15 protein-coding genes are annotated in these 19289 nt (G+C 62.5%); 10 read left to right on the forward strand and 5 right to left on the reverse strand.

Going from position 1 to position 19289, the window contains the following annotated elements; genetic code table 11:
• Positions 1-37: 37 nt before the first annotated feature.
• Positions 38-3454, forward strand: a complete 3417-nt coding sequence (locus tag BHD07_RS20995; protein WP_338282937.1) for a YhdP family protein — start codon at positions 38-40, stop codon at positions 3452-3454.
• Positions 3455-3504: 50 nt separating this feature from the next.
• On the opposite strand, the gene tyrS is transcribed toward BHD07_RS20995, so the two are convergent.
• Complete coding sequence (gene tyrS / locus BHD07_RS21000; protein ID WP_338282939.1) at positions 3505-4758, reverse strand: tyrosine--tRNA ligase; 1254 nt, start codon at positions 4756-4758, stop codon at positions 3505-3507.
• 144 nt (positions 4759-4902) lie between these two features.
• Between tyrS and BHD07_RS21005 the strand changes: the two genes are divergently transcribed.
• On the forward strand, positions 4903-6051 hold the full coding sequence (locus BHD07_RS21005; protein WP_338282940.1) for an anhydro-N-acetylmuramic acid kinase: 1149 nt from the start codon (positions 4903-4905) through the stop codon (positions 6049-6051).
• An 87-nt stretch (positions 6052-6138) separates the two neighbouring features.
• Positions 6139-7335, forward strand: a complete 1197-nt coding sequence (locus BHD07_RS21010; RefSeq protein ID WP_338282941.1) for a GGDEF domain-containing protein — start codon at positions 6139-6141, stop codon at positions 7333-7335.
• Between the two features lie 748 nt (positions 7336-8083).
• Here the strand turns inward: BHD07_RS21010 and BHD07_RS21015 are convergent.
• Positions 8084-8761, reverse strand: a complete 678-nt coding sequence (locus tag BHD07_RS21015; protein ID WP_018095045.1) for an alpha/beta hydrolase — start codon at positions 8759-8761, stop codon at positions 8084-8086.
• A 216-nt stretch (positions 8762-8977) separates the two neighbouring features.
• Between BHD07_RS21015 and BHD07_RS21020 the strand changes: the two genes are divergently transcribed.
• The 7 genes from BHD07_RS21020 to sufA all read left to right on the forward strand — a co-directional run bounded on the left by BHD07_RS21020 (position 8978) and on the right by sufA (position 16036).
• Positions 8978-10144: a cysteine desulfurase family protein gene (locus BHD07_RS21020; protein WP_338282942.1), complete on the forward strand. Its 1167-nt coding sequence runs from the start codon at positions 8978-8980 to the stop codon at positions 10142-10144.
• A 154-nt stretch (positions 10145-10298) separates the two neighbouring features.
• Entirely contained in the window at positions 10299-11768 is a 1470-nt protein-coding gene (sufB, locus tag BHD07_RS21025; protein ID WP_003531481.1) for a Fe-S cluster assembly protein SufB, read from the forward strand.
• Positions 11769-11845: 77 nt separating this feature from the next.
• Positions 11846-12601, forward strand: coding sequence for a Fe-S cluster assembly ATPase SufC (gene sufC / locus BHD07_RS21030; protein ID WP_003531483.1), 756 nt, complete (start codon positions 11846-11848; stop codon positions 12599-12601).
• Between the two features lie 22 nt (positions 12602-12623).
• Entirely contained in the window at positions 12624-13901 is a 1278-nt protein-coding gene (gene sufD / locus BHD07_RS21035; protein WP_338282944.1) for a Fe-S cluster assembly protein SufD, read from the forward strand.
• A 12-nt stretch (positions 13902-13913) separates the two neighbouring features.
• On the forward strand, positions 13914-15158 hold the full coding sequence (locus tag BHD07_RS21040) for a cysteine desulfurase (protein WP_338282945.1): 1245 nt from the start codon (positions 13914-13916) through the stop codon (positions 15156-15158).
• Between the two features lie 10 nt (positions 15159-15168).
• Positions 15169-15549 (forward strand): SUF system Fe-S cluster assembly protein, encoded by a 381-nt coding sequence (locus tag BHD07_RS21045; RefSeq protein WP_018095041.1) that lies wholly within the window; start codon positions 15169-15171, stop codon positions 15547-15549.
• Between the two features lie 94 nt (positions 15550-15643).
• The gene (gene sufA / locus BHD07_RS21050) at positions 15644-16036 is read left to right on the forward strand and encodes a Fe-S cluster assembly scaffold SufA (protein ID WP_338282946.1); all 393 of its coding nucleotides are present in this window, start codon (positions 15644-15646) and stop codon (positions 16034-16036) included.
• 81 nt (positions 16037-16117) lie between these two features.
• Here the strand turns inward: sufA and sthA are convergent, their stop codons facing one another.
• From sthA to map, 3 genes are all read right to left on the reverse strand, one after another.
• Complete coding sequence (gene sthA, locus BHD07_RS21055) at positions 16118-17521, reverse strand: Si-specific NAD(P)(+) transhydrogenase (protein ID WP_338282947.1); 1404 nt, start codon at positions 17519-17521, stop codon at positions 16118-16120.
• Between the two features lie 141 nt (positions 17522-17662).
• The gene (gene radC, locus BHD07_RS21060; RefSeq protein ID WP_338282948.1) at positions 17663-18451 is read right to left on the reverse strand and encodes a RadC family protein; all 789 of its coding nucleotides are present in this window, start codon (positions 18449-18451) and stop codon (positions 17663-17665) included.
• Entirely contained in the window at positions 18448-19287 is an 840-nt protein-coding gene (gene map, locus BHD07_RS21065; protein ID WP_003537051.1) for a type I methionyl aminopeptidase, read from the reverse strand. The genes radC and map overlap by 4 nt, the downstream gene beginning before the upstream one ends.
• Positions 19288-19289 lie beyond the last annotated feature (2 nt).

The following is a 19289-nucleotide window of genomic DNA, read 5'->3' on the forward strand; positions in this document are numbered from 1 at the left end:
ATCGCTCACGTGGCAGCGGCCCGATGGGAAACACGCAATGGGGCGATCAGGTCGGACGCTCGGGCCGATGACTGAAATCCGCGGCGAAAAAGTCGACTTTCGCAGAGAGGACATCGTCGCGCTGCACGCGTTGCCCTCGGCCCAGGCGCACGACCCGGTCATTGTGCACACGCCCCGCCCGGGCGGGGCGTGGCGCTTCTGCGCACGGCTTTTCCTGTGCTGTTCCCTCCTTGTCTTCATCGCCGTTGCTTCGCTCGTCGCCATCATAGAAAGCGGGGTCGTCGACGGACCGTTGAATGCCCGGGCACGCAACGCGCTCAACGCCGCGCTCGGCCAGGGTTACCGCGCCGATGTCGAAAGCACGGTCATCCGCTTGACAGGCGGCGGCGCAATTGCGCTCAAGGCGCGCGGCGTGACTCTGAAGGAGAGCGGTTCGGGCCGGCACCTCGCCAAGCTCGGTGCGATCTCGATCGCCCTCGATCCCTTCGCGCTGGCGACCGGCCGCATCGACGTCTCAAGGCTCGAAGCGGAAGGAGGCGAACTCGACACCGGCCTCTTGCCGCGCGGCGAGCCGATCGATCTCACCGCCATCCGCATCGCAGATGTGGGTAACGCGCTTGAGGAGCTGTTCGCGCAGGGCGACCGGATGTCACGGTTGACCGCGGGGCGGGCGACGCAGACCGTCGTGCTCTCGGATTTCAGCCTGAAAGTCAGCGGCGTCCGGGGGCGCGTTGTTCCCGTCGAGATCAAGACGCTGGAATTCAGCCACGATCCGGACAGTTCGATGCGCGTTGCCGGTACGATCGCAGTCGATGGGACAGAGTCGCTGCTGACGGCAAAGGCTCTCGGCAACAATGGGCGCATTGCTGCCTTCGAGGCCCGCCTCGACGCGCTCTCGCTCTCGCCGTTCCTCTATCACGGGAAATCGGCCAGGGAGGAGGCCTTCGGCATCGAGACCACCGCCGATGTCACGCTCAACGCGTCTCGCGCGACGGACGGCAGGAAGCCTGCACTTACGGCAACCGTCAAGACTTCCAAGGGCTCATTCCACGCCGGCGGTCTCGTCTCGACTCTCAATTCCTCTGACCTGAACCTCTCCTACGATTTCGAGCGGGCCTCCGTCGAAATTCTAGCGTCGATGATCAGGATCGGCCGTTCGAGCTTCCCTTTTACCGGCGCCCTGATCGACCTCGACAAGATCGCCGGCGCCGATCGCAAGGGCTTTGCGGTCGATCTTCTGCTCAAGAACGCCAGTTCCGATCCCGAAGACATTCAGGAGCGGCCGCTTGCCTTTGACGCCAAGGCGAGCGGCCGATTCGAGTCCGACGCGCACCGGCTGATCTTCGATCAGCTGGCAATATCGAGCCCGCTCGGTTCCATGGCGGGCTCGCTCTCGGTCGCCTTCGGCAAGACGTCGCCAAGGATCAGTTTCGCCGCACTCAGCGACAGGCTGCATGCCCGGGCGGTGAAGCAGCTGTGGCCATGGTGGCTCGCGAAGGGGGCTCGCCGCTGGGCGATCGGCAATCTCTTCGGCGGGACGGTGAGCGATGCACGCATCGAGGTCTCGATACCAGAGGGGCGCATCGCCAGCAGCGGCGGTGAGTTGAGGCTCGACGAAAAGGAGCTCAACATCAACTTCGCCATCGACGAGACGCGCATCAACATCGCCGGTGAGATCCCGCCGCTGCGCGACACGGCCGGGCACTTCAGCCTGAGCGGCGAGCGCATGTCCGTTGCGGTCCGGAAGGGTGCCGCCTTTTTCCCGTCCGGGCGGTCCGTCGCCTTGAACGGCGGGGATTTCGTTATCGCCGACGTCTATGAGAAGCCGCTGATGGCGGAAATGAAGATCGAGGTCGCCGGACAGGCGGACGCGATAGCGGAGCTCGTTCGCTACAAGCCCATCCAGGCCCTTCAGAAGACGCCTTTCGCGCCGGAGGATTTCGCCGGACCTATGACGGCGCTGGTGGGCGCGCGGTTTGGCCTCATATCCGACCAGATGCCGCCGCCACCGCTGTGGCAGGTGGAAATGCAGCTTGAGGACGTCACGATAAAGCGGCCCATAGCGGGACGATCGATCGCCAATCTCGACGGTAAGATGCGGATCGACAACGAGCGTGCGGTGCTTCAGGCGAATGCCCTCATCGACGGTGCGAAGATGCGTGTCGCGCTCACCGAACCGGTGGACGGCTCGGCCGGTGTGACGAGAACGCGAGAAATCTCGGGGACGCTCGACGATGCGGCGCGGGCGAAAATCGCCCCGGCGCTGTCCGGCATCGTCAAGGGGCCCGTCGGCATCGACGTATCGCTTGCGGAAGACGGCAGTCAGGCGGTGAAGGCCGATCTCGGCAAGGCCGTCCTGTCGCTTCCCTGGATCGGCTGGAGCAAGGGGGCGGGCATCGCCGCACAGGCGGCGTTCACAATCCGGCCCGTCGGCAGCATCACGGAAATAAACGACCTCCGGCTCACCGGTGAGGGTTTTGGCGGCACCGGCGAATTGCGCGTCGACGAATCGGGTCTTGCGGCTGCGCGGCTGCGCGGCGTGCGCCTCGCAAGCGGAGACGATTTCGCCGTCACGGTCGGGCGCAGCAATGGAGGCTATTCGGTGGACCTGACCGGCACTGCGGCTGACATCCGGCCGGCGCTCGCCCGCGTGAAGAGCGGATCGGGGTCGAAAGGGTCGGGCAATGTGAAGATCAATGCGCGGCTCGATCGGGTTACCGGCTTTAATGGCGAAGTGCTCTCGAATGTAAACCTGGCCTATTCGAGCCGCGGCCAGCAGATCGACGATGTCGATCTTTCTGCATTGACTGCAAGCGGTCAGGCCGTCGTCGCCAGACTGGTAAAGGCCGGGGCGGACAACACACTGGAACTGACGACAAGCGATGCCGGGGCTTTCGCGCGCTTCATCGATATCTATCGCAATATGCGCGGCGGCCTCCTCAATCTGCGACTGCGTGATCGCGGGGCAAATTCCTGGCGTGGGACCGTGGATATCCGCAAGTTCTCGCTCGTCGGGGAGCAGAGGCTGCAATCGATGGTCTCGACGCGGGCGGGGCAGGACGGGCGCAGCCTCAATGAGGCGGTCCGGCGCGATATCGATGTGAGTACGGCTCAGTTCGAGCGTGGTTACGCGCAACTCCTGCTGGATCAGGGCGCGATCCGCGTCGGCAGCGGGGTCGTCCGCGGCGTCGACGTCGGCGCGACGTTCCAGGGTACCGTCCGCGACTCAAACGGCCGCATGGACATGACGGGAACGTTCATGCCGGCCTATGGATTGAACCGGCTCTTCGGCGAGCTGCCGCTGATCGGTGTCCTGCTCGGAAATGGCCGTGACCGCGGTCTGCTCGGCATCACGTTCAAACTCACCGGTCCGTTCAGCCAGCCGAATCTGACGATCAACCCGCTGTCGATCATAGCGCCGGGCGTCTTCCGCAACATTTTCGAGTTTCAATAAAAAGGCCGGCGCTGCGGCCGGCCTCAGGTTCCCATTGCCTTGTCACCCGCTCACACGGGCCGAACGAGCAGGTGCTTCTTCTTGCCGAGCGAGAGCTTGATGACGCCGTCGCCGGTCACGTCGCCGCTTCCGATGATGCGGCGTTCGTCGCTGACCTGATCGTCATTGATCCGGACGGCGCCGCCCTGAACATGGCGGCGCGCCTCGCCGTTCGAAGCGGCCAGACCGGCGCGGACCAGAAGCGTCAGCAGGCCAAGCCCCGATTCGAGTTCGGGAGCCGGGACCTCGACCGAGGGCAGGTTCTCGGCAAGCGCACCTTCCTCGAAGGTCTTGCGCGCCGTCTCGGCGGCCTGCTCCGCCGCCGCCCGCCCATGCAGCATGGCGGTGACCTCGGTTGCCAGAACCTTTTTGACCTCGTTGATCTCGGAACCGCCGAGCTTCGACAGCCGGTCGATTTCAGCCATCGGCAGCGTCGTGTAGAGTTTGAGGAAGCGTGCGACGTCGGCGTCCTCGGTGTTTCGCCAGTACTGCCAGAACTCGTAGGGTCCGAGCATATCCGGATTGAGCCACACGGCACCGCTCAAGGACTTGCCCATCTTCGCGCCGGAGGCCGTGGTCAGCAGCGGCGAGGTGAGGGCGTAAAGCTGCGGCGTTCCCATCCGGTGGCCGAGATCGATGCCATTGACGATGTTGCCCCACTGATCCGAACCGCCCATCTGGAGCCGGCATCCGGTGCGCTCATAGAGCTCGACGAAATCGTAGGCCTGCAGGATCATGTAGTTGAATTCAAGGAAGGACAGCGACTGCTCGCGCTCGAGCCGCATCTTGACGCTGTCGAAAGACAGCATGCGGTTCACCGAGAAATGCCGCCCGACGTCGCGCAGAAATTCGAGGTAATTGATGCCGAGCAGCCAGTCGGCATTGTTGATCATCAGCGCGTCCCTGAGGCCGTCGCCGTATCTCAGGTAGTTCGAAAAGACCGTCTTGATGCTCGCTATGTTGGCGGCAATCGTTTCGGGCGTCATCAGTTGCCGCGCCTCGTCCTTGAAGGACGGGTCGCCGACCATGCCCGTGCCGCCGCCCATCAGCGAAATAGGACGGTGTCCGGTCGCCTGCAGCCAGTGCAGCATCATGATCTGAATGAGCCCGCCGGCGTGCAGGCTCGCAGCCGTGGGGTCGAAGCCGATATAGGCGGTCACGGTTTCCGTCCGGAACAGCTGGTCGAGGCCGGCATCATCCGATGTCTGATGGATGAAACCGCGTTCGCTGAGAGTATGAAGGAAATCGGACTTGAACTCGGACATAACCTGTCTCTTTCGGCTGGGTAGAACGTGTGCGCCGGGCCTTTATCACTGTTTCTTCGAAAGTGCACGTTTTTGCTTGGCGGGTGTTTTGCTATGAACGCAGACGCGGGTAGGAAGCGGCGCGCGTTCGGCGGAGGATAATGCATGGGCAAGGTATTGGCGGCGATCGGCCTGATGAGCGGCACGAGCATGGACGGCATAGATATCGCAGTCGTGCGAACGGACGGTGACACCATCGTCGATCGCGGCCCGTCCGCCGGATATGCCTATGATCCGCAGTTCCGGGAACGCCTGAAACAGGGCCTCGAAGATGCCCGGTCGATTGTCAAACGAGAAGAGCGGCCGGGTACTCTCGCAGACCTTGAGCGCGACCTGACGTTGCGGCACGCACTGGCCGTCCGGATGTTTCTGCATGAAAACAATATTTTACCCGATAATGTTGATGTAATAGGTTTTCACGGTCAAACCGTCCTGCATCGCCCTGACCAAGCCTTGACGGTACAGCTTGGCGATGGCGATCTGCTGGCGCGGGAGACCGGGCTCGACGTGGTCTATGACATGCGGGCCAATGACATGGCCAATGGAGGCCAGGGCGCGCCACTCATTCCCGCCTATCACGCCGCCCTGGCGCGCGGTCTCTCCGAGATCGGGGCGTTCGCCACTCCCGTCGTCTTCGTCAATATCGGCGGCATTTCCAATCTCACCTACATAGGCGCAGGCGAAGAAATCGTCGCTTATGACAGCGGACCCGGCAATACGCTGATCGATCAGTGGGTAGAGGCTCACGCCGGCATTCCCTACGATCAGGGCGGCATGATCGCGAGCGAGGGCGGCGTCCTGCCGGAACTCGCCGACCGTTATCTTTCTCACCCGTTCTTCAGTGCTGAGAAACGCCGCTCGCTCGACCGTAACGACTTCGCGCCTCCGGCGGCAAGCGATGCCAGCCTCGAGGATGGCGCGCGTACCCTCGCTCATGTGACGGCTGCCGGCATCGTCCGGTCCGCACGCCATCTTCCGGCAAGTCCGGCAACCTACATTGTCTGCGGCGGCGGCCGCCTGAATTCCGTAATCATGAGCGACCTTCGCGCGCTTGCGGAAGCGGAGGGCGCGCGCGTGCTTGCCGCGGAAGCGGCGGGTCTCAACGGGGATTCGATGGAAGCGGAGGCCTGGGCCTACCTCGCCGTGAGATCGCGGTACGGATTGCCTTTGACCTATCCGGGGACGACCGGCGTCAGCCGCCCGGTAAGCGGAGGTCGGCAGGCCGCAAAACCCGCACAAGCCGAGTCGGCTTAATGATTTCTTCGCGCGCCTTCGCTAACCTATGCCACGACAGCGGAGAGCCGTGGGCTCGTTGACCGCGGAAGGACTTTCGGAACTTCGATGGGTGGTGCACTTTCACTTCTGGCGGTGAATTTCGTCATTGCCCAGACATTCGCGGCGGCTTTTCTCGTCATCGCCGCGAAACGCCGTCCGGGGCGGCCGGCAGCCTGGTGCGCCGCTGGATTTGCCATAGCTTCTCTGGCTGCGATTTGTGAAGCCGTTCTGCCGTTTACGCCTGTACCCAAGCTGTTCGCCGTCGGGGCTTTCGCAAGTGTCCTTGCCGGCTTTTGTCTCCTGCGTTTCGGCCTCGGGCTCTTTTATGGCGTACCGTCAAAGCCGTGGGCCCTTGCTGTTTTCTTCGCCGCTTCGGTAATCCTCGATCTGTTTATCTACGATCTTCCGCGCGGAACGTTGCGGCACGCCTTCTTCTACCAGGCGCCGTTCTTCCTCATCCAGGCCTGGACCGCAGCCGCGGTTATCCGTTCCCGGCGCCGCTCCTACGCGGACTGGATCCTAATTGGCTTCCTCGCGATGAATGCGCTCCATTTCCTCGTCAAGATCTATGCGGCCGTCGCCGCGGGGGCGGGCGCCACGGCTTCGGACTATCTTCAGAGCCCCTTCGCCTTGATTTCGCAGGCGTTCGGCGCCGCGCTGATCGTCGGGACCGGCGTCGCGATGTTGGGCGTCATGGTCAAGGACATCGTCGACAAGGCACGCGCCAGCTCCGAGACCGACGCCCTTTCGGGTCTCCTGAACCGGCGCGGCTTCATCGAGCGCGTCGCCCCTTTGCTGCCGACCCGCAACGCCGAGGGTCCGGGCGCGCTGATCCTTACGGATCTCGACCGGTTCAAGGGCGTCAACGACACCTATGGCCACCACACGGGCGACGAGGTAATCCGCCAGTTCGCGCGTGTGCTTCTCGAACTCATGCCCAGCCGGGCTGCGGCGGCACGCCTGGGCGGCGAGGAGTTTGCGGTGTTTCTTCCCGGCGTGGGCCTGAGCGATGCGCGTGTCGTTGCTCAGGGAATGCGTGCCGCCACCGCCTCAACGCCTATCCCCGGGCTACCGGAGATGGCGACGATCACCGCAAGCTTCGGTGTGGCGGCGATCGAACCGGGAGAGCCGCTGGAAACGGCGCTACAGAGGGCGGATAAGGCGCTGTACGCCGCCAAAGCCGCGGGGCGCAACCGTGTCGAATCCGCAGAGCCGTCCGCGCGTGTCGTGACCCCCGCTGTTTCCCAGTGGATCAGGCATTAGATCGCCACTGCTTACGACTAAGGCCTGTTGAGATTCGGGCCGCCCGCCGCCGCCTGTTTGATTTCCCTCATTCCTGTGCTCGTCACAGGAATCCAGCCAGACCAAGTCCTTGGGCTGAAAGAACGCTTCCCGCGCCGCAGACGCGGCGCTGCTGGATCCCTGTGACGAGCACAGGGATGAGGGTAGAGAGGGTGCGGCCCCTTGGCGTGTTTCCCTCAACCGTGAAAATAGCGAGGCGACACGGCAGGTCCCGGTCACGCCCGTGTATAGCGTCCCGCTTCGCTTCGAGGCGAGCATGTAGACGTAACCTTTCATTGCGTGACAGGTTGACGATTCCCCCGCATATTCTCAAGCGAAAGTTGTAGGAGCCGCACATCCCCGGTCCCTCATTCCTGTGCTTGTCACAGGAATCCAGCCAGACCAAGTCCTTGGGCTGAAAGAACTTCCCGCGCCGCGGACACGACGCTGCTCTCATCCCTGTGACAAGCACAGGAATGAGGCAAAAGGAGAGATTGCAGTCCTCCGATACGCCTCCACAGCGCCGCGCGTCTTATGAGAAGCGCACGCTCGGTACTCAAGGAACTCAAGCGCATTGCCATGCGTGCCGACAAAACCGACCCGAGCTTCAACGCCATTATCCATCTCGCAGCCTAAACTCAAAATGAATCTCAACAGGCACTAGACGCACGGCAAGCGACAGCCCGGGAAACGTGCAGGATTCCCGGGCTGCCTCACGGAATGGTGCGGTTCAGCGGATGCGCTTTGCCGCGGGCTCGGGTACCAGTTCGCCGTTGAGCCGGCGGTCGAGATAGTCTTCGCATTCGGCCATGAGGGTCTCGACCTGGCCGTTGAAGAAGTGGTTGGCGCCCGGTACCGTCTTATGCGTGATCAGGATACCCTTCTGCGTCTTGAGCTTCTCGACGAGCCCATTGACGTCCTTTTCCGGCGCGACCTTGTCGGAATCGCCGTTGATGATCAGACCGGAAGAGGGGCAAGGCGCCAGGAAGGAGAAATCGTAGATGTTCGGCTGCGGTGCCACCGCCATGAAGCCCTCGATTTCCGGACGCCGCATCAGCAGCTGCATGCCGATCCAGGCGCCGAACGAGTAGCCGGCGACCCAGCAGCTCTTGGAGTCGGGGTGCAGGCTCTGTACCCAGTCGAGCGCGGACGCGGCATCGGAAAGCTCACCGGCACCATGGTCGAATTCCCCCTGGCTGCGGCCGATGCCCCGGAAATTGAAGCGCAAGGTGGTGAAGCCGCGCTTCTGGAACATGTAGAAGAGCTGGTACACGATCTGATTGTTCATCGTGCCGCCGAACTGCGGGTGCGGATGCAGGATGATCGCAATCGGTGCGCTCTTCTGCTTCGAAGGCTGATAGCGGCCCTCAAGGCGACCGGCCGGTCCGTTGAAAATGATTTCGGGCATTGGCTCTCCGGGAGTGCTTTGGTTCAATTCCGTCGTTCTTGGTGCCGATCTGTCTTGACTAAACCAGTCAGCTTTTCTAGAACCTACTTTAGAACCGTTCAAAACTTGGGTGCGGACCTCCGCATAAGCTTCGTCTCTTAAGGCAAGCGGCGCGGAAAATTCAAGGAAAATGCAACGGCCGTTCGAAGCGGTCGCAGCAGCCTAGCGAAGGAATCGATGTCGGGATCGCGCATCTACATGGACTGGAACGCCACGGCGCCGCTTCTGCCGGAAGCGCGCGAGGCGCTCCTGTACGCGCTCGATCAGCTCGGCAATCCCTCTTCGGTCCACGGCGAAGGGCGTGCGGTGCGCGCCCTTGTCGAGAGCGCCAGACGCGATGTTGCCACTCTGTGCGGCGCGCAACCCGCAGCGGTCGTCTTTACCAGCGGCGCAACGGAAGCGGCGAACATGGTGCTGACGCCGCAGTTGCGCATGGGGCGCACGCCGCTCAAGGCAGGCAAGCTCTATGTTTCGGCGATCGAGCATCCGGCCGTGCGCGAGGGCGGGCGTTTCGCGCGCGAGGATGTTTGCGAGATACCGGTGACAAATGCCGGGATCGTCGACTGCGCAGCGCTCGACGATCTGCTTCAGGCCCATGACCGTGAGACCGGTCTGCCGATGGTGGCCGTGATGCTTGCCAATAACGAAACGGGCATCATTCAGCCGGTCGCCGAGGTTGCGGCGATCGTGCGCGCGCATGGCGGTATCCTGGTCGTCGATGCGGTCCAGGCGGCCGGCCGGCTGCCGCTTTCGATCTCATCGCTCGGCGCGGACTTTCTGATCCTGTCGTCGCACAAGATCGGCGGCCCAAAGGGGGCGGGCGCACTCGTCGCCCGCGGCGAGATCATGATGCCTTCTCCACTGATTCGCGGCGGCGGACAGGAGAGGGGCCATCGTTCGGGGACCGAGAATGCAGCCGCGCTTGCGGGCTTTGCGGCTGCAGCACGCGCCGCGGCTGGGAATATCGACGGGCGCATGGCCGCCATAGCCGCGCTGCGCGACGGCCTCGAGGCGGAAATGCAGTCCTGCGCCCCCGATGTGGTGATCCACGGGCGCGACGAGCCCCGCCTGGCAAATACCTGCTTCTTCACGCTTCCGGGGCTGAAAGCCGAGACCGGGCAAATCGCTTTCGATCTCGAGGGCGTCGCCTTGTCGGCGGGCTCGGCCTGCTCGTCCGGAAAGGTCGGGCAAAGTCACGTCCTGACCGCCATGGGCTACGATCCCCGCCAGGGTGCGCTCAGGATTTCGATCGGCGAGGCGACGACGCAAGCGGAAATCGAGCGCTGCGCGGCAGCATTCGCGAAAGTGGCGGCGCGGCGCCGCTCGGCCGGACAGGCGGCGTGAAGCGGAGAGCATTGAATGAAATTGCGGAAAAGCAATTTTCCGCTTGGCAAATGGGGTGAAAAGCGCCTTTTAGCCATTACATAAGCGGTGCGCGAATACTTGCATCGTATTGACAAGCTGCCGGACCTTGGATCCGGCGAGATTGGAGAACGACATGCCTGCCGTGCAGGAAACCATTGATCAGGTCCGCCAGATCGACGTGGACCAGTATAAATACGGCTTCGAGACGACGATCGAGATGGACCTTGCTCCGAAGGGGCTGTCCGAGGACATCATCCGCCTGATCTCGTCCAAGAAGAACGAACCGGAATGGATGCTCGAATGGCGCCTCGAGGCTTATCGCCGCTGGCAGACCATGGAGGAGCCGACCTGGGCGCGCGTCCGCTATCCGAAGATCGACTTCAACGACATCCATTATTACGCGGCGCCGAAGGGCACGACCGGGCCGAAGTCGCTCGACGAGGTAGACCCGGAACTCCTCAAGGTCTACGAGAAGCTCGGCATTCCGCTGAAGGAACAGGAGATTCTCGCCGGGGTCGAGAAGTCGAAGATCGCCGTCGATGCGGTGTTCGATTCGGTCTCCGTCGTCACCACCTTCAAGGAAGAGCTGAAGAAGGCCGGCGTCATCTTCATGTCGATCTCCGAGGCGATGCGGGAGCATCCGGACCTCGTGCGGAAGTATCTCGGTACGGTGGTGCCGCAGTCGGATAATTTCTATGCGACGCTGAACTCCGCGGTCTTCACCGATGGCTCCTTCGTCTATGTGCCGAAGGGCGTTCGGTGCCCGATGGAGCTTTCGACCTATTTCCGCATCAACGAGAAGAATACGGGCCAGTTCGAGCGTACGCTCATCATCGCCGACGAAGGCGCCTATGTCTCCTATCTCGAAGGCTGCACGGCGCCGCAACGCGACGAGAATCAGCTTCATGCGGCAGTGGTCGAACTGATTGCGCTCGACGATGCCGAAATCAAGTACTCGACGGTGCAGAACTGGTATCCGGGCGACAAGCAGGGCAAGGGCGGCATCTATAATTTTGTGACCAAGCGTGGCGATTGCCGCGGCAAGAACTCGAAGATCTCCTGGACCCAGGTCGAGACCGGGTCGGCGATCACCTGGAAATATCCGTCCTGCATCCTGCGCGGCGACGGTTCGCGTGGCGAGTTCTACTCGATCGCAGTTTCCAATGGTCACCAGCAGATCGACTCGGGCACGAAGATGATCCACCTCGGCAAGAACACGTCGAGCCGCATCATCTCCAAGGGCATTGCAGCCGGCGTTTCGGAAAACACCTATCGCGGTCAGGTCTCGGCGCACCGCAAGGCCGAGAACGCCCGCAACTTCACCCAGTGCGATTCGCTTCTGATCGGCGATCGGTGCGGTGCGCACACGGTGCCTTATATCGAGGCGAAGAATTCGACTGCGCAGTTCGAGCACGAGGCGACGACGTCCAAGATTTCCGAGGACCAGCTTTTCTACTGCCTGCAGCGCGGCATTCCGGAAGAGGCGGCGATCGCTCTGATCGTCAACGGCTTCGTCAAGGAAGTTATCCAGGAATTGCCGATGGAATTCGCCGTCGAGGCGCAGAAGCTGATCGGCATCTCGCTCGAAGGCTCCGTGGGCTAAGGCCCGTCCGAATACCGAACCGGCGCACGGAATTTGTGCGCGATAGAAGATTTCGTTTCCCAAGAGGACGAACACACATGCTTGAAATCAAGAACCTGCACGCACGCATCGCCGAGGACGGCACAGAGATCATCCGCGGCCTGAACCTGACCGTGAAGGCCGGCGAAGTCGCGGCCATCATGGGGCCGAACGGTTCCGGCAAGTCGACGCTCTCCTACATCCTCTCGGGGCGCGAAGATTATGAAGTGACCGAAGGCGACATTCTTTATAACGGCGAAAGCATCCTGGAGCTCGACGCTTCGGAGCGAGCCGCCAAGGGTATCTTCCTCGCCTTCCAGTATCCGGTCGAGATCCCGGGTGTCGCTACCATGCAGTTCCTGAAGGTGGCGATGAACGAACAGCGCAAATACCGCGGCGAAGAGGAACTGACGACGCCGGAATTCATGCGCCGCGTCAAGGAAGCTGCCGCCGAGCTGAAGATCGCGCCCGAAATGCTGCGCCGTCCGCTCAATGTCGGCTTCTCGGGCGGCGAGAAGAAGCGCGCGGAAATCCTGCAGATGGCTCTGCTCGAGCCGAAGCTCTGCGTTCTCGACGAGACCGACTCCGGCCTCGACATCGATGCGCTGAAGATCGTTGCCGATGGCGTCAACGCACTGCGCTCGCCTGATCGCGCTGTCGTCGTCATTACGCACTACCAGCGCCTGCTCAACTACATCGTTCCGGACACCGTCCATGTGCTCTACAAGGGCCAGGTCATCAAGTCCGGCGACAAGACGCTGGCGCACGAACTCGAGGCCAACGGCTACGCGGATATCATCGAGGCGGCAGCCTGACGCCTGTCGAAGGAGTGTTCGAATGAATATGCAACAGGCCATTAAGATGACGGCGGCCGAAACGGCGCTCGTCGATGCCTATACGGCGCAGATCGGTGATCTGCCGGGCGACGGGGCTGTGCTGTCGCTGCGCGACACGCTGGTTCACGAGTTGAAGACGGCAGGTCTGCCGACGCGCCGCGTCGAAGCCTGGCACTATACCGACCTGCGTACGCTGCTGCGGGCGGTGCCGGCGGCCGATCCGGCCGCCTTTGCCGAGCGCGTCGAGCCGGTCGTCCCGGGCTCGTCCGTTCTGTCCGTGCGCAACGGCCAGGCGGATATCAAGAGCGTTCCCGAAGAGCTGACGGCGCGCTCCTATACCGAGAGCCTGCTCGATGGCTCGGCGGTAGCCGGGCTCTCCGTGCTCGGCTCGGATGATGCGATCGGCCGGATCAATGGCGGCCTCGTGCGCGGCGGACTGGAAATCACCGTCGCCGCCGGCGCGCAGATCGAAGCTCCGATCGAAATCCAGGTGGTTCAGAGTCATGGTCAGGCGCATACGCGCTTTCCGGTCTCCTTCGGCGCCGGCGCGAAAGCGACCGTAATCGAACGCCATCTTTCGACGAATGCGGAGCCGAGCTTCGTTTCCTCGGTAAGCGACGTGACGCTTGCAGACGGGGCCGACGTGATCTGGATCATCCTGCAGCAGCAGGGTCCGGCGGACACGCATCTCGGCCAAATCCGCTTCGATCTCGGCAAGGACGCGAAGCTGCACCTCTTCGTCATCAACGCCGGCGGCAAGCTGGTCCGTCAGGAACTGCATGGCCGTGCGAGCGGCGAGGGCTCCGACCTGACGCTGCGCGGCATCAACCTGCTCGGCGGGGACAGCCACACGGATCTGACGTTCACGCTGAGCCACAACGTGCCGCACACGACATCGAGCGAGATCATCCGCAACGTCGTCTTCGATCGGGCGAAGGGCGTGTTTCAGGGCAAGATCCTGGTCGCCCAGGACGCGCAGAAGACCGACGCCAAAATGTCGTGCAACACGCTGCTCTTGTCCGACGACGCGGATTTCTCTGCGAAGCCGGAACTCGAAATCTTTGCAGATGACGTGCAGTGCGGCCACGGTGCAACGGTCATCGATATCGATCACACGCAGCTCTTTTACCTTCTCGCTCGCGGCATTCCGGAGAACAAGGCGCGCGCCATGCTCGTCAATGCTTTCGTCGCCGAGATCGTCGAGGAACTGGAAGACGACGAGGCACTGGTCGAGGCGCTGGAAGGCATAGTCGCGGCCTGGCTCGAAAAGCACGCCTGATTGGATAGAGACATGGAACATCCTGCGCCGCCGGTAGCGGCATACGACGTCGAAGCGGTCAGGAAGGATTTCCCGATCCTGTCACGGACGGTCTATGGCAAGCCGCTCGTCTATCTGGACAACGGCGCGTCGGCGCAGAAGCCGCAACTCGTCATCGACGCCGTTGCCCATGCCTATTCCAACGAATACGCCAACGTCCATCGCGGCCTGCATTTCCTGTCGAATGCCGCGACGGAAGCCTACGAACAGGCGCGCGAAAAGGTTCGCCGTTTCCTGAATGCGCCGTCGGTCGACAACATCATCTTCACCAAGTCCTCGACGGAGGCGATCAACACGGTCGCCTACGGCTATGGAATGCCGCAGCTCGGCGAGGGGGATGAGATCGTCATCTCGATCATGGAGCATCACTCCAATATCGTTCCCTGGCACTTTATTCGCGAGCGGCAGGGCGCGAAGCTCGTCTGGGCGCCGATCGACGACGACGGCGCATTCCACATCGAGGACTTCGTCAAATGCCTGACGGAGCGGACGAAGCTCATCGCCATCACGCACATGTCGAACGCGCTGGGCACCGTGGTCCCGGTCAAGGAGATCTGCCGCATTGCCCGCGAGCGCGGCATTCCGGTGCTTGTCGACGGCAGCCAGGGTGCGGTGCATATGCCCGTCGACGTCCAGGACATCGATTGCGACTGGTATGTGATGACCGGTCACAAGCTCTACGGTCCTTCCGGCATCGGCGTGCTCTATGGCAAGACCGAACGGTTGAAGGAAATGCGCCCCTTCATGGGCGGCGGCGAGATGATCGAGGAAGTGACCGAGGACCGCGTCACCTACAACGATCCGCCGCATCGCTTCGAGGCCGGTACGCCGCCGATCGTCCAGGCGATCGGGCTCGGCTATGCGCTCGATTACATGGAGAAGGTCGGCCGCGAGGCGATCAGGGCTCATGAGGCGAGCCTGACGGCCTATGCCCGCGAGCGCCTGTCCTCGATCAATTCGCTGAGGGTTTTCGGCGACGCACCCGGCAAGGGGAGTATCTTTTCCTTCGAGATCGCCGGCATCCATGCCCATGACGTGTCGATGGTCATCGATCGTGCCGGCATTGCCGTGCGCGCCGGAACGCATTGTGCGCAGCCGCTCTTGAAACGGTTCGGCGTCACCTCCACATGCCGGGCGTCCTTCGGTCTTTACAACACCCCGGCCGAGGTCGATGCGCTGGCGGACGCCCTGGAACACGCACGCAAGTTTTTCGCTTAGGGAGACGGACATGGGTCTCGAGCAAACACAAGAAAAAGTCGACGTCCGCGAAGGCATCGTTCATTCGGCCATTCCGCCGGAGGAACTGGCGCGCCTCAGCGACGACATCATCGCGGCGCTCAAAACCGTCTATGACCCGGAAATACCGGCGGACATCTTCGAACTCGGCCTCATCTACAAGATCGACATCGAAGACGACCGTATGGTGAAGATCGACATGACGCTGACCGCGCCAGGCTGCCCCGTTGCCGGTGAGATGCCGGGCTGGGTCGAAAATGCCGTAGGCGCCGTCGAGGGCGTTTCGGGCGTCGAAGTGTCGATGACCTTCGATCCGCCGTGGACGCCTGACCGCATGTCGGAAGAGGCGCAGGTTGCGCTCGGCTGGTATTGAGCACCTGCCGATATTGATCCGTCGGCACGCGGGCATTACATTCAGTCTGGAAGCGCCGGGCCTTTAACCCGGCGATACGAAGGAGATGGAGCCTATGGGCTTTGCCGTTATGAGCCTGACCGATGCCGCCGCCAGCCGGGTTCGGTCGATCGTGGAAAATGCCGGAGGCGAGGCCAAAGGCATCCGCGTCAGCATCAAGAAGGGCGGTTGCGCCGGCATGGAATATGCCGTCGATCTCGTGAGCGAACCCAATTCGAAGGACGACCTGGTCGAGCACCAGGGGGCGAAGGTCTGGGTGGCCCCAGAGGCCGTGCTTTACCTTCTGGGCACGCAGATGGATTTCGAGACCACCACGCTGCGCTCGGGCTTCACCTTCAACAATCCTAATCAAACTTCTGCCTGCGGCTGCGGCGAGTCGGTGGAACTGAAGCCGGCCGATCTCGCGGAACTTGCCGAGCGCGGCGACGCGGTGGTCCGCGCCAGCTGATTCCGTGGGCGTATCCGCCCCTCATCCAGCCTGCCGGCCCTTCTCCCCGTTTTGACGGGAAGAAGGGACTTAGTCCCGCCGTCATTCCGTCTTGATCTCTCCCATGCGGTTCCATGCATCGAGGCCCGCGATCTTGTAGGCTTCGGCCAGGGTAGGGTAGTTGAAGGTATTCTCGACGAAATATTCGACGGTGCCCTTCAGGTTGAGGACGGCTTGGCCGATATGGACGAGTTCGGTCGCTCCTTCGCCGATGATATGGACGCCGAGCAGCCGCCTCGTCCTGAGCGAGAAGATCATCTTCAAGAGTCCCGAATCCAGGCCCATGATGTGCCCGCGCGAAGTCTCGCGGAACCGGGCGATACCGCATTCGTAGGGAATTCCGCGCTCTTTGACTTCTTCCTCGGATAGGCCGCAGGTGGATATTTCCGGCACGGCATAGATGCCGTAGGGGAAATATTTCTGCGGCTCCTTGGCGATTGCGCCGACCGCAACACGGGCCGCGATGCGGCCCTGTTCCATCGAGGTCGAGGCGAGGCTCGGAAAGCCGACGACATCGCCGGCGGCGTAGATATTCGGAACGGTCGTCTGGAACGTTTCCGGATTGACGGTCAGCCGACCGCGGGCGTCGGCCTCGAGACCTGCCGCAGGAAGATTGAGCGCATCCGTCGCGCCGATCCGGCCGGCGGCGAAAAGCACCATGTCCGTCGTGATCTTGCGGCCGTTGTCGAGGCTAAGCAGCACCTTGCCGTTGTCGAGCCGCTCCACTTTGTCCGCCTTCTGGCCCAAGTTCAGTTTCATCGCGCGGTCGCGCAACTGATAGGTGAAGTCCTCGACGATCTCCCGGTCGATGAAATCGAGCATGGTGTCCTTCGGGTCGATGACCGTTACCTGGATGTCGAGGGCGCTGAAGATGGTGGCGTATTCGATGCCGATGACGCCGGCGCCGATCACCACAAGCGAGCGGGGCAGTTCACGGATGTCGAGCAGTTCGTCACTGTCTACGACCGTCCTGCCGTCGAAAGGCATGTAGTCAGGCCGAAAGGGCTTCGTTCCCACTGCAAGCAGGATGCTGGTGCCGGAAACGAGCATGCTCTCGTCGTCATCCTTGGAGATCTCGAGCGTCGTCGGCCCGACGAAGCTCGCCCTGCCACGGATGTGCTGCACGCGGTTTCGCGCGAACTGGTGTTCGAGCACCTCCACCTCGTGGTTGAGCGTTATGATGAGACGACGGCGCAGATCTTCGGCGCTGATCTCCTGCTTGACCCGATAGGAGCGGCCGTAGAAGCCGCGCTCGCGCCAGCCGGTCAGGTTGAGCGCCGTTTCACGCAGCGTTTTCGACGGAATGGTACCGGTGTGGACGGAAACGCCGCCGACCCGTTTTCCCTGTTCGATGACGAGCACCTTCTTGCCAAGCTTCGCGGCCTGGATGGCGCCCCTGCGCCCGGCCGGACCACTGCCGACAACGATGAGATCGTACTGGTTCATGAACGCTTCCCCTGCTCGCGTGAGAATCGTTGTGCGATGCGGTATCTTTCGCGCAGGCACAGCTATATCGTCAATCGCACCGTTTGATGACGTGCAATGCCGCAGCGCCCTGTTCTGGATGCGTCTGCTGCATATTTTCCATCAGAACAATCGAAGCCCTTTGAGGCTGACGTGGCCGTCTTTGCCGATGATGACGTGATCGTGAAGCGCGATGCCGAGCGGCTTGGCGGCTTCGGCGATGAGCTTGGTCATGTCGATGTCGGCGCGTGACGGCGTCGGGTCGCCGGAGGGATGGTTGTGCACCAAAATCAAGGCGGTAGCGGAAAGTTCTAAAGCGCGCCTGACCACCTCGCGGGGATATACGGGCGTGTGGTCGATCGTTCCTTGCTGCTGAACCTCGTCGGCGATCAGCGTGTTGCGCTTGTCGAGGAAAAGGATGCGGAACTGCTCCTTCGTCTCATGCGCCATCGCCGCGTGGCAATAGTCGATCACGGCGCTCCAGGAGGACAGAACCTGTTTGTTGCGCAATTCGCTCCTGAGCATGCGGTGGCTGGCGGTCGCGACGAGCTTGAGATCGAGCGCGACTGACTCTCCGACGCCTTTGACTTCCTGAAGGAGGTGCAAGGGAGCGCCGAAGACGGCCGCCAGCGTGCCGAAGCGGTCGAGCAGCGCCTTGGCGATCGGCTTGGTATCGCGGCGGGGTATGAGGCGGAAGAGGATGAGCTCGAGGAGTTCGTAATCCGCCAGCGCCGCATCACCGTGTTCGCGGTAGCGGGCTCTCAGGCGGTCCCGATGGCCGTGGTAGTGCGTATCGGTTGCCGGCGCCGGCGCGGTTGCGTGGCTCTCGCGGGTCGGCTTCTGCGGGAAAAACCGGCGTTCGTCCGCGGCGTCGAAAAGGTCGTCGGGTTCGGCGGGCGGGGTCTTCGTCACGCGTCGCCCGCGACGTGAATGCCGGGCTTGAAGAGACCGGCCGGTGAGAGCGTGAATATCTCGCAGCCGTCCGCCGTGACGCCCACCGTGTGTTCATATTGGGCCGACAGGGATCGATCGCGCGTAACTGCCGTCCATCCGTCCGAGAGGACCTTCACATGCGGGCGGCCAAGATTGATCATCGGTTCGATCGTGAAGATCATGCCTTCCTTGAGCTCCGGCCCGTCATTGGCGCTGCCATAGTGAAGGATATTGGGCGCGTCGTGAAAGAGCCGGCCGACGCCGTGACCGCAGAAGTCGCGAACCACCGAACAACGCTCGGCTTCCGCATAGGCCTGGATCGCCTCGCCGATTGCCCCCGTGCGCGCGCCCGGGCGAACCGCCGCTATGCCGCGCATCAGGCATTCATGCGTTACGTCCAGCAGGCGCTCGGCGGCACGCTTTATCTCTCCGACGGGATACATCCGGCTTGAATCGCCGTGCCACCCATCGACCACATAGGTCACGTCGATGTTGACGATGTCCCCTTCGCGCAGTGGCTTGTCGTTGGGGATGCCGTGACAGACCACGTGATTGATCGAGGTGCAGGAGGATTTCGTGTAGCCGCGATAGTTGAGGGTTGCAGGGAGCGCGCCGTGGTCCATGCCGAACTCGAAGACGAAGCGGTCGATCTCGTCCGTGGTCACGCCCGGGCTCACGCGCGCCACGAGCTCGTCGAGGCAGCGCGCGGTCACCTGACAGGCCTTGCGCATGCCTTCAAACCCCTCCGGCCCGTAAAGTCGAATGACACCGGTGTTCTTGTAGGGAGCCGCGTCGGCCTCGATGTAAGTTACCATTC

This window comes from Sinorhizobium sp. KGO-5 (genome assembly GCF_036245905.1).
In the GTDB taxonomy this organism is placed as follows: Bacteria; Pseudomonadota; Alphaproteobacteria; order Rhizobiales; family Rhizobiaceae; genus Sinorhizobium; species Sinorhizobium meliloti_A.

Coding starts and splice junctions, on each gene's coding strand:
- sufD (WP_338282944.1), top strand. CDS start 12,624: ATGAATATGCAACAGGCCATTAAGATGACGGCGGCCGAAACGGCGCTC.
- BHD07_RS21005 (WP_338282940.1), top strand. CDS start 4,903: ATGGGCAAGGTATTGGCGGCGATCGGCCTGATGAGCGGCACGAGCATG.
- BHD07_RS21015 (WP_018095045.1), bottom strand. CDS start 8,761: ATGCCCGAAATCATTTTCAACGGACCGGCCGGTCGCCTTGAGGGCCGC.
- sufB (WP_003531481.1), top strand. CDS start 10,299: ATGCCTGCCGTGCAGGAAACCATTGATCAGGTCCGCCAGATCGACGTG.
- BHD07_RS21040 (WP_338282945.1), top strand. CDS start 13,914: ATGGAACATCCTGCGCCGCCGGTAGCGGCATACGACGTCGAAGCGGTC.
- BHD07_RS21020 (WP_338282942.1), top strand. CDS start 8,978: ATGTCGGGATCGCGCATCTACATGGACTGGAACGCCACGGCGCCGCTT.
- BHD07_RS21010 (WP_338282941.1), top strand. CDS start 6,139: ATGGGTGGTGCACTTTCACTTCTGGCGGTGAATTTCGTCATTGCCCAG.
- BHD07_RS20995 (WP_338282937.1), top strand. CDS start 38: ATGGGGCGATCAGGTCGGACGCTCGGGCCGATGACTGAAATCCGCGGC.
- tyrS (WP_338282939.1), bottom strand. CDS start 4,758: ATGTCCGAGTTCAAGTCCGATTTCCTTCATACTCTCAGCGAACGCGGT.
- map (WP_003537051.1), bottom strand. CDS start 19,287: ATGGTAACTTACATCGAGGCCGACGCGGCTCCCTACAAGAACACCGGT.
- sthA (WP_338282947.1), bottom strand. CDS start 17,521: ATGAACCAGTACGATCTCATCGTTGTCGGCAGTGGTCCGGCCGGGCGC.
- BHD07_RS21045 (WP_018095041.1), top strand. CDS start 15,169: ATGGGTCTCGAGCAAACACAAGAAAAAGTCGACGTCCGCGAAGGCATC.
- sufA (WP_338282946.1), top strand. CDS start 15,644: ATGGGCTTTGCCGTTATGAGCCTGACCGATGCCGCCGCCAGCCGGGTT.
- sufC (WP_003531483.1), top strand. CDS start 11,846: ATGCTTGAAATCAAGAACCTGCACGCACGCATCGCCGAGGACGGCACA.